The sequence below is a fragment of the Psychrobacter piechaudii genome (assembly GCF_900162825.1).
In the GTDB taxonomy this organism is placed as follows: domain Bacteria; phylum Pseudomonadota; class Gammaproteobacteria; order Pseudomonadales; family Moraxellaceae; genus Psychrobacter; species Psychrobacter piechaudii.
Window position 1 is genome coordinate 1 of record NZ_FUGE01000091.1, and the last position, 9,866, is coordinate 9,866.

Here is a 9,866-nt window from a genome sequence, read left to right on the forward strand (position 1 = left end):
TATTTTAAGGATTATTATGAGCAAACAAATACTAATAATTGAAGATGATCCAGATTTAGCGGAACTGATTAGCGATTATTTAACGATGAACTATTATGAGGTTCATCACGCTTTTACTGGTCAAGAAGGTCTGGATATTCTAGATGCCAAAGAGCGCGCCATTGATTTGATTATCTTAGACTTAATGCTACCTGATATGGATGGCATGCAAGTCTGTCAGAAGATTCGCGGTAGCAAAAACAGTCAAACCAATAAAGTGCCTATTGTGATGCTGACCGCCAAAGGCGATACCACAGACCGAGTGTTGGGCCTAGAGATGGGTGCCGATGATTATATCTCCAAGCCTTTTGAGCCGCGTGAATTACTGGCACGTATCCGCGCCGTGTTGCGCCGTCATGAGCAGCCAAATCAAGCAGACAGTCAATCAGACAGCTTAACTTTTGGTCGTTTAAGTGTCTTCCCAGACAGCCATGAAGTGACCATTGATGATAAGCCAGTGCGTTTGACCACGCATCAGTTCCAATTGCTGCATTATTTTGCTACTCACGCCGGCAAAGTATTAAATCGTGAGCAATTGTGGCAAGCTATGCCTAACGATGACAGCTCAGACAACATTGATCGTGCTATAGATGTTCACATCTCTCGCTTAAGAGCTTTAATCGAAGACAATCCTCGCCAGCCAAAACGTATCATTACCGTTCGTGGTGTGGGTTATCAGTTTGCCACTGACCAAGTATAACGATACGGGCTTACTGCATTAAACATTTAGCGATTCAATTTAATCATCAAGTTGAATCGCTATCTTATTTTTAGCAGGCTTAATTTACATTAGACACTTCTATGATTCGTCGTCCTCGATTTAACTTTTCGTCCTCCGTCTTTAGTAAGCTTTTTCTCAGTGTGGTGCTAACTCTAGTGCTGTTTGCTGCTGGTATGGTTACTTTAATGAACCTAGTGCACAACAACTCAGCCGATGCCCGCTGGGAAGTGCTTGCTAAGCAAATTGTTAGCCAAATTGACCCTTTCGTGGATGAACTTGATAATGCCACAACCATGAACGAGCTTCTGCAAGCTAGATTCATGTTGGCCGTTATCAAAAGAAGCTTTGATGTCTTTGATGAGTCGCTGCAAGCGAAGATGGGGCTCTATGATCGTAATGGTAACTTACTGATTCAAACCGATGATAGTGATTTGCCAAAGCAATTGCCTGATGATCCTTCCTTAATATCGCGTCTATTGCCAGCCTTTTTTTCTTCAGATCAGGTCAACGTCCAAGCGATGAGTGACCGCGGCTATACTTTATTATATGAGCCACGCAACCCTCCAAAACGCTCAGAGTTATGGGCAGTATTAAATATCTTTACCGGTACCATTGCGCTTCTTGCCCTTATGTCGATCGTTCTAGGCTGGATTGCGCATTCGATGACCTGGCGTATAAACCAAATGAGCAAGCAAATGGCTCAACTGGGGGAAGGTAACTTTAGTGTTCGCGTGCCTTCCAAAGGTACCGATGAAATTGCTAGCCTAGCTCGAGGCTTCAACCAAGCGGCGCAGAAGATTGAGCAACTTATCGATGCCAACAGTTTATTACTGGCCCATGCTTCGCATGAACTTCGCACCCCCATTACTCGAATTCGTCTGCAAATTGAGATGATGGAGATGCTGGCCAACGAAATGTCGGAGGAAACTCGCGCTAAATTCCACAAAAGAGCTCAAGCAGTTAATCGTGACTTAACTGGCTTAAATGACTTGGTAGAGAGTATCTTATTGGTAAGCCGCCTAGATGCAGGTCATGCCGCACAGACCAATGAGCGTTTTGATTTTTATGAGCTAATTAGCCAGGAATGTCAGCACTATCCTGAAGCCACTTTGTATGGCAAATCCTTAGTCATTGAAGGTCAGCCTAAGTTACTAATTCACTTGATTCGAAATCTATTAAACAATGCTTTAATTCATGGCGAGCCGCCTATTGAAGTACACTTATATGGCGTGGTTGCACAAGAAGAGGCGCTCTATCCACCGAAGCAGTTATTAGATCAAATTGAGGCCGCTAAGAGTGAGGCTAATAAAGAATTAAGCCAGTCTTTAGAAGCAGAGTCTGTGACTATCGAGAATGTTACTAGTGAGACGGAAGCAGACGCCTTAAGCCAGTTAGGGGTTGAAGATCAAAATGGCAGCACAGAATTAGCTACTTCAGATGGTGAAGATCAACCTTTATCGACCACAGCTCAAGCGACTTCCAAAAAACAAGAGAAAGGCAATAATAAGTCAAAAGCTGATTCCTCAAAATCCAATGATATCGGCTTTACTAAGCGCCTACGTCGACCAAAAGCTGAGCCCGTTATTGAACCTAACTTTGTGGTATTGGCCGTTATTGACCAAGGCAAAGGGATTCCATTGGACAAGCGTAATGAAATTTTCAGTCCTTTTGTCCGCTTACAACAGCAAAGAAAAGGCTCTGGATTAGGATTGTCCTTAGTTTCTCAGATTGTTGAGGCTCACAATGGCCGTATCCGCACCGACACCTATAACGGCCGGACCCGATTTATTGTATTACTGCCAGTCAATGACAGTGTCACTGTGGAGAAGCCTGACTTTTCATAAGCGAATCCATAAGCTAGCTAAGTCAGTACTAGACTAAGACTCGGCTAAGCAAAAAACAATTGCTTGGACAGTCTAAAGGTATTGCAGTGGGCTTCTACCACATCTTCAACATCCTCAGAATAGCCCCCACCCATCACGACCGCGATCGGAATATTATTATCTCTGGCTTGACGTAATACAAAGTCGTCGCGTTGTTTACAACCTTCTGGCGTTAAAGACAGCTTGCCCAGCTTATCTGTGGCCAACACATCCACTGCCGACTGATAAAAAATTAGATCCGGTTTATGTGCTACAATTAATTGGGGTAGTGTCTGCTTTAACTGGGTCAGATAAGTTTCATCATCGGTGTCATTGGGTAGCTCAATGTCTAAATCTGAGGGTGGCTTTCGAAATGGATAGTTCTTCTCTCCATGCATACTAAACACAAATACTCTCGGCTCATCCGCCATAATACTGGCATTGCCGTTGCCTTGGTGCACATCCAAATCAACGATGAGTATTCTGTGTGCCTCGCCTCTATTTAATAACAAATTGCTGGCTATACACACATCATTAAACACACAAAATCCTTCGCCATGATCGGCAAAGGAGTGGTGCGTGCCACCTGCGACATTCAAAGATATCCCATACTGCTTGGCATATAAAGCGCATTCATAGGTGGCATGAGCAATATATCTGCCTCGCTCGACTAATTCAGGGGTCATCTCAGAGCCTATGGCCCGAGCTTCTTTACGCGATAGAGTCTGAGTCCTTAGTTTCTCCCAATACTCGGCGGTATGCGTGGTTAGAATTTCTGCCTCGGTTAACTTCTTTGGAGCGAAGAAGTTGGCTTCACTCAGCGTGCCCTCTTGTATCAATCGCTCTGGTATTAGCCGATATTTTTGCATGGGAAAGCGATGTTTTTCTGGCACTTGGTAAAGAAAAATGGGAGAGAAGGCGACTTTTAGCATAATAACTTTAACTTATTCTGATAACTATTAGATTTACTATTAACCTTTATAAGCACCAACTATTACTGCCGAATCCGAGTAGGTAAAAAAAAGGTCTTATCCATTTGAGCCCTATTTAACTCTTCTAACAAGGTATCTAATTCAAAATCTTGTGGGTCGCTGGCAAGAAGGTCGCTGAATAAAGGAGCAAACGAGGCCGTCATCGCCATCACCCCTTTTAATAGATAACTAATAACCGTAGGGGGTACAAATCCGCCGTTGGCATTAATGATAGGCTCAAGATCTAAAGAGTTTTTAAATCTAATCTCACCGTCTCGAATATCAATCTCTACACAGCCTAGCATCATGTCATAGTTGAGCTGAGTGGCCAGCATCATTCCTGCCTGTAAATGAGACTCCGGCAAGTGAAAAGGCAATACCCCATAGAAGGCCACCAACTGAGTATGCTCATGAACCCGAATAACGCAGCCCCACTCTACCTCACCGTTGTCCACCGCTGACTGTATATCCCGTGATGAATCCTCATCGGTATCAGCCGTGTCATTACTTGCCCCTTCTTGATAGTAACGCATCGCCATTGAAATGTGATGGACATTTCTTTTACGGATACTGCCTTGGTATTTTTGAGTTTGGTTACCAGATGGCACATCAGCGGGGTCTTGATCAGGGTCATTAAAGTCACTTTCGGCAGTAGGTTCGTGATAATGATAACTAAGATCACTGGCTTCCAAAAAATCTAAAATACTATCGGTTATTGGATTTTCTGAGCTTTGTTCCGAAGCGCTGCCCTGATTCATATTGTCCACCTCGTCTAAGTTAGACAAACTGATGAATTTCACTGAAGCTTCCTCAGACACGCTCTCTGGATAGTCTTCTTCTCTACCGTGACTGGTTGACTGATCACTTTTCGTAGATGATTTAAAGTTATCTCGACTTTCAGAGTGTTGTTTTTGGCTTTTACTGTAATTATCAGTATCGCGCTTTTGTTGTGGCAGCTGAGTCTGATTGTTATCAGTTTGACTTTTAATGCTATTTTCTTCAGCAGTTAATAAGTATTTTAGTCGTTGCCAAAAAGAGGGTTTTTTTTGTGAGCTCATAATAAGGACAATACGTTAGTTGTGGGCTGAGGTTTGATATACTATGTTATATTAAAACATTAACTATATATGACGGTGGACTGTGCTTATTGCAATAGCATTAAGACAAATGCTGGTTCAAGAAACAAATTAATAAAAGCTGCCTCATACCACTAATGCCAGTCAGTTAGGCAAGAGACTTAGCGGAGATTTGGTTTTTTAAAACCAGATGACTCCATAAATATGGGGCTCTAGAAAAAACGAATTTCACGATTCCGCTATAAAATCTCTTAACTGACAGGCATTAGCCTCATACCACCCTTTATAAACTAGGTTATCATGCATTCCAAAAGCTACCCTAACTCTCAGTCCTCCCTTGATGCTCCTGCGATACTGTCCCTGCAAGACATTACCATCCAGCGAGGGGATTTCCCCTTGTGTGAAAGGGTGGGACTCACCTTATCGAGTGGCGAGATTTGTCACCTTGTGGGTGCCAATGGTACCGGTAAAACTACGCTGCTTATGCAGCTGGCAGGACTACTGCCTCTACTGGAAGGGCAGGTTTTATATCAAGGTCAACCTACTTTACCAGTTGCGCCGTTATATGTCTCACATCAACTGGGCATTCATCCCAATTTAACGGTAAAACAAAACCTAACTTTTTTATTAAATCTTTATGGCATCCGACCTTCCGCAGAACAAATTGAGACGGCTTTAGACTGGGTGGATTTATCAGGCTTTGAGAACATGGGCAGTAACCAACTCTCTGCTGGGCAAACTCGCCGAGTCACTTTGGCCAGATTATATTTAATGAGCATACAGCAAACCCCATTATGGCTGCTAGACGAACCTTTTACTGCGCTTGATGTCAGCATGGTAGCGCGGTTACAAAAACGGCTACAAGACTTCGCGAACAGTGGCGGAGCAGTACTGATGACCAGTCACCAAAGCGTAGAGGTAGCTACTAAGTCGTTAAATCTATCTGATTATTTACCGCATTATTCACAAGATGAGCTGGATGGCTTAGATAATTTATATAAAGAAGCTTTAACCGACTATGAGGACTCGCCATCAAAGAACAAGGGAGTACTGTAATGACAGCACCCTCTCCTAAGTCGTCAGCGAATATAGCCGCTCCTATTGGTATAGCGGGTAAGGAGCTTTGGCAGCGAGAATGGCAGGTAAAACAACAAGGCGCTGTTCAATGGTTGTATCCGCTGGTTTTATTTTTGGTAATTATCACCTTATTCCCATTGGCAGTAGGCAGTGAGCCACAACTCTTACACCGTTTGGGTGTGCCAGCAGTGTGGATAGCCGCCTTATTATCCCTGGTTATGGGCGTAGATGGGCTATTTAAACCAGCCATGGACAACGGCACTCTGGCCCAGCTGGTGGTTTCAAGGACCTCCCTGCCTCTTTGGGTGCTGATTCGTCTTACCATTCATTGGATATTTAGTAGTGGTTTGGTGGCTTTGCTTAGCTTATTAGCGGTGCCTTTATTTGGTCTGTCTTGGGGAGAAGCCGGTGCGCTGTTGGTCTCCATCTTGGTGGGCAGCCCCATGTTATTGATGCTGTCCGCAATAGCCAGTAGTTTAACTCTATCTCTAAAGAATGGCGCCGTATTAGTGCCGTTAATTGCGTTGCCAATGCAATTACCTGTGCTTATATTTGCCACAGGCGCTGTAGACTTATATGCTACTGGTCTTAATGGGCTGCCGATATTCGCCCTTCTAGCGGCGGGCAGTATTATTTCAGTACTGGTTATGCCTTGGGCTATCGCCATGACTTTGAAAATGGCTTGGCTTAACTAAGGTCAATATTTGTTATAATAGTCTCAGCTATTACCTGCTACTGGTTATAAAATATTTTTACTTCCAATTTCTATTATTTACTAAGCGGCTGTTAAGATTAGACGCCATAAGATTTATCAGGCTCAGCTAAAAATGCTGAGCCGTCGGTAGTTATTTACTGAGTGGCGCTACTGTTTTACGTAGCCTTATTGATCCGCGTGCTTTGACATTTATATAAGCACTTTTTTGCTCACACCGTGGCTTACAAGGTCGTTTTATTATGCCAAATGCTAATTTATCACCTCAAACCCCTGGCTTCTTTTCTCGCCTGTGGCAAGGATTTTTGGCCACTGTTGGGACTCGAGAGTTTTTTAGAATTTTCTCTCCTTGGGTTAAGTGGCTTGCTGGTATAGCGATTATTATGATTGCGATAGGCAGCATCTGGGGCCTCGGTTTTGCCCCTCCGGATTATCTGCAAGGTAACAGCTATCGCATCATCTTTATTCATGTCCCAGCCGCCAGTATCGCTTTGTCGATTTATTTCGCCCTAGCGGTATTGGGAGTAATCTTCTTAGTGTGGCGTATCAAAACTGCAAACTTGGTAGCCCAAGCCATTGCACCCATTGGTTTTATGCTGTGTGTCCTGAGCTTATTGACGGGGTCTATTTGGGCCAGACCGACTTGGGGAACCTTCTGGGTATGGGACGCTCGTTTAACCTCGATGCTTATCTTGGCATTTTTATATGCTGGGGTAATGGCCTTGTTTGCCGCGTTTGAACATACTCCAAACCGAGGAAAAGCTGCAGCCATCCTATCTATTGTCGGTGCTGTAAACCTGCCTATTATTAAATATTCGGTAAACTGGTGGAACACTTTACACCAAGGTACGACTCTGACCATTACCGAGGCCCCTAAGATGTCTATCGATATGTTAGCGCCTTTATTATTGATGATTCTGGGGACTTATTTTATGGTTGGTGCCTTAGCTATATACCGTACTAATACCTTAATCTTACGCCGTGATCAAAATAAAGCTTGGGTCAAAGAGTATGTGCGTACGTCTAAATAGGACGCAACCCAACCTGATCATTAGCCAATAAAGGAGTGCCATTGTGCAACCCTACTTTTATAGCTTCCAAGAGTTTATAGCCATGGGCGAACATGGGCCTTATGTGTGGAGTACATGGGGTATTACTGTGCTCGCTATCATCGGCTTTATCTTTTATAGCCTCAATCAACGCCGTCGTCTCATTAAAGAGCTAAAAATTCAGCATGCCCGTCAGCAGCAGCGTAAACAAAAAACCAAACGCAATTAAACCTCGCCACTAAACTTGGTAAGCTGCTACACTTTTATTTACTGGCTTAAAGCGACAAGCGTTTTAAACTTTTTATAGTAATCTCATTATTTTTTGAGATTTAAAAATTAAAGGCAATTTTATGAATGCTGTGCGTCGTAAAAAACTAATTTGGGTCGCTGCCACTTTGGCAGGTGCCATTATCGCAGTCCTGTTGGTTATCTATGCTATTGGCCAACAAACCGACTATTACTTTGATCCTTCCGCGATTGCCGCTGGTGAAGCGCCACAAAACAAACGCATCCGTGCTGGGGGCATGGTGGTAAAAGACAGTGTGCGCCGTGATCCCAACGATGATTTAAAGGTTCAGTTTGCCATTACTGACTTCAACGCTTCGGTTCCTGTCAGTTATCAAGGCATCTTACCTGACTTATTCGCTGAAAACTCAGGGGTAGTTGCTACCGGTGAAATGCAAGGCGAAGTATTTGTGGCCAGTGAGGTCCTTGCTAAGCATGATGAAAACTACATGCCACCTGAAGTAGCGGCCTCCTTAAAAGAAGAGCATGCTGCGAAGGGAGTTGCTCCAACCTCAGAGCAATTTAGTCCTGCTATCCCAGTAAAAAATGCAGCTGATAAAGGCAATCATAGTACCAACACCTTAGCTGAGTAAGTCATGATCAATTAGGACTCAGCAATAAGACTTCTATAAAAACAGATATAAAAAAACAGGCAGCTTAAATTTAAGCTGCCTGTTTTTGTTTTTTACTAGATATAAGTCACTAGCTATTAGATTAAGCAAGCATTACGGTTTTCTTAACCAGCGTAGCCAAATCTCATGTCCAAAGAAAAACACCAGTGCTAAGAAAAATGGCAGTAAATAATATAGCAGCCTAAATACCAACAATACCGCCAATAAATAAGTTTTATCTACTGTGGGTAATGAGGCCATCATCGTCAACTCAAAGACACCCAACCCGCCCGGAACATGACTCAAAATGGCCAATATCATTGACTGAACAAAAGCTGCGAAGACAGTAAAGTAACCTATTCCAGCATCATGGGGTAGCAGCAGATATAGAACAAATGCCACACTTGCCAAGTCAATAATTGAGATGATAATTTGCTTAATAATCATCACCGCAGGAGGTAAATCAAAGCGCCAGCCACGTATTTGAATATGCCGACCTTGACTACCCGACCAAACCAGCAAACCTGCCACTATAGCCAGTAGACTAATACCAAGACCACGAATTACTGAAGCATTATGCAGTAGGTTTGGGATATCTATCGACAGTTCAGACAACTGCATATCCAGCTGTCCCATCATAGTTACTGTCGCTTCAGGGTGTAAAGTCAGCGACAGGGCTACCAAGGTCGTAATACCAAAAGTAAAAGCCATAGATACCAACCAAACCACATTGGCAATGCTCTCAGCCTTTACCTTATTTACCCCATACATCCTAAAACGCACTCCAGAGGCCGATAAAATGGCCAAGCCAATAGTATGACCAATGGCATAAGCGGTAAAAGAGGTAAAAGCGACCTTTTTAAAAGGTAACTCAATATGCATATGTCTCAAGGCAAGCGTATCGTATAGCGTCAGCACCAGATAGCCAAAGGCCACCACTAGCAAGGCTAAAAAGATATCTACATTAGGAATCTGTTCAATGGCTGCCAAAACATCGGATAACTTGATGGTGTGAGTGATGGTATAAAGCGTTTTTATAGCGAGAAGGAATATAAATAGCGCCAACAAAAACAGTGTGCCACGTAGCAAAACTACTTTAGGATTAAGAAGATTTTTTAGGTTTATAGACATACTGCCACTTAGATTAAGACACTGAAGAATTCATCGAATTTTATATAATATAACCATAGTGTCTATTATAACAGCCTCAACTATTAGTTTGTGTATTTATAATAAAACGGCTGCTACATTACTCGATTAACATATTGATAAATTCTGGCTTAATGGTGTTGAATGTCGCTTTGACCTCCTCCCCTCGCTAAACCGAGGGGATCCCTACAGCTAGACGGTCAAGCCCGACCGCGAGGATGTTCTTAGCAGCATTGATATCTCTATCATGCCATGTGCCACACTCAGCACAAGTCCATCCTCTTATTCGCAAACCTGCTCTACCTTTTGGACTA

At 43.2% G+C, this 9,866-nt stretch carries 11 protein-coding genes; 7 read left to right on the forward strand and 4 right to left on the reverse strand.

All coding sequences use genetic code 11. The features are described 5' to 3' along the window. Positions 1 to 16: 16 nt before the first annotated feature. A complete protein-coding gene (locus tag A1019T_RS04150; protein ID WP_077450562.1) occupies positions 17 to 739 on the forward strand; it encodes a response regulator transcription factor in 723 nt (240 codons plus the stop codon). Positions 740 to 840: 101 nt separating this feature from the next. Next, a complete protein-coding gene (locus A1019T_RS04155) occupies positions 841 to 2,604 on the forward strand; it encodes a sensor histidine kinase (RefSeq protein ID WP_077450554.1) in 1,764 nt (587 codons plus the stop codon). A gap of 44 nt (positions 2,605 to 2,648) precedes the next feature. On the opposite strand, the gene A1019T_RS04160 is transcribed toward A1019T_RS04155, so the two are convergent. Next, the gene (locus A1019T_RS04160; protein ID WP_077450555.1) at positions 2,649 to 3,554 is read right to left on the reverse strand and encodes a histone deacetylase family protein; all 906 of its coding nucleotides are present in this window, start codon (positions 3,552 to 3,554) and stop codon (positions 2,649 to 2,651) included. Between the two features lie 62 nt (positions 3,555 to 3,616). After that, the gene (locus A1019T_RS04165) at positions 3,617 to 4,651 is read right to left on the reverse strand and encodes a type III secretion system chaperone family protein (protein ID WP_077450556.1); all 1,035 of its coding nucleotides are present in this window, start codon (positions 4,649 to 4,651) and stop codon (positions 3,617 to 3,619) included. 318 nt (positions 4,652 to 4,969) lie between these two features. Here A1019T_RS04165 and ccmA point away from each other — a divergent pair, with 318 nt between their 5' ends. From ccmA to ccmE, 5 genes are all read left to right on the forward strand, one after another. Further along, positions 4,970 to 5,725, forward strand: a complete 756-nt coding sequence (gene ccmA, locus A1019T_RS04170) for a heme ABC exporter ATP-binding protein CcmA (protein WP_077450557.1) — start codon at positions 4,970 to 4,972, stop codon at positions 5,723 to 5,725. Continuing rightward, positions 5,725 to 6,441 (forward strand): heme exporter protein CcmB, encoded by a 717-nt coding sequence (locus A1019T_RS04175; RefSeq protein ID WP_244156533.1) that lies wholly within the window; start codon positions 5,725 to 5,727, stop codon positions 6,439 to 6,441. Before ccmA ends, A1019T_RS04175 begins: the two co-directional genes overlap by 1 nt. A gap of 259 nt (positions 6,442 to 6,700) precedes the next feature. Further along, the gene (gene ccmC, locus A1019T_RS04180; RefSeq protein ID WP_077450558.1) at positions 6,701 to 7,489 is read left to right on the forward strand and encodes a heme ABC transporter permease CcmC; all 789 of its coding nucleotides are present in this window, start codon (positions 6,701 to 6,703) and stop codon (positions 7,487 to 7,489) included. A 43-nt stretch (positions 7,490 to 7,532) separates the two neighbouring features. Beyond that, the gene (gene ccmD, locus A1019T_RS04185; RefSeq protein WP_077450559.1) at positions 7,533 to 7,736 is read left to right on the forward strand and encodes a heme exporter protein CcmD; all 204 of its coding nucleotides are present in this window, start codon (positions 7,533 to 7,535) and stop codon (positions 7,734 to 7,736) included. 121 nt (positions 7,737 to 7,857) lie between these two features. Continuing rightward, positions 7,858 to 8,385, forward strand: a complete 528-nt coding sequence (ccmE, locus tag A1019T_RS04190) for a cytochrome c maturation protein CcmE (RefSeq protein WP_077450560.1) — start codon at positions 7,858 to 7,860, stop codon at positions 8,383 to 8,385. A 132-nt stretch (positions 8,386 to 8,517) separates the two neighbouring features. On the opposite strand, the gene A1019T_RS04195 is transcribed toward ccmE, so the two are convergent. Together A1019T_RS04195 and A1019T_RS04200 are read right to left on the reverse strand one after the other, a co-directional pair. Then, the gene (locus A1019T_RS04195; RefSeq protein WP_077450561.1) at positions 8,518 to 9,534 is read right to left on the reverse strand and encodes a putative bifunctional lysylphosphatidylglycerol flippase/synthetase; all 1,017 of its coding nucleotides are present in this window, start codon (positions 9,532 to 9,534) and stop codon (positions 8,518 to 8,520) included. A gap of 187 nt (positions 9,535 to 9,721) precedes the next feature. Next, the coding region (locus A1019T_RS04200; protein ID WP_143514075.1) for a zinc ribbon domain-containing protein at positions 9,722 to 9,866 on the reverse strand (145 nt) is incomplete at its 5' end.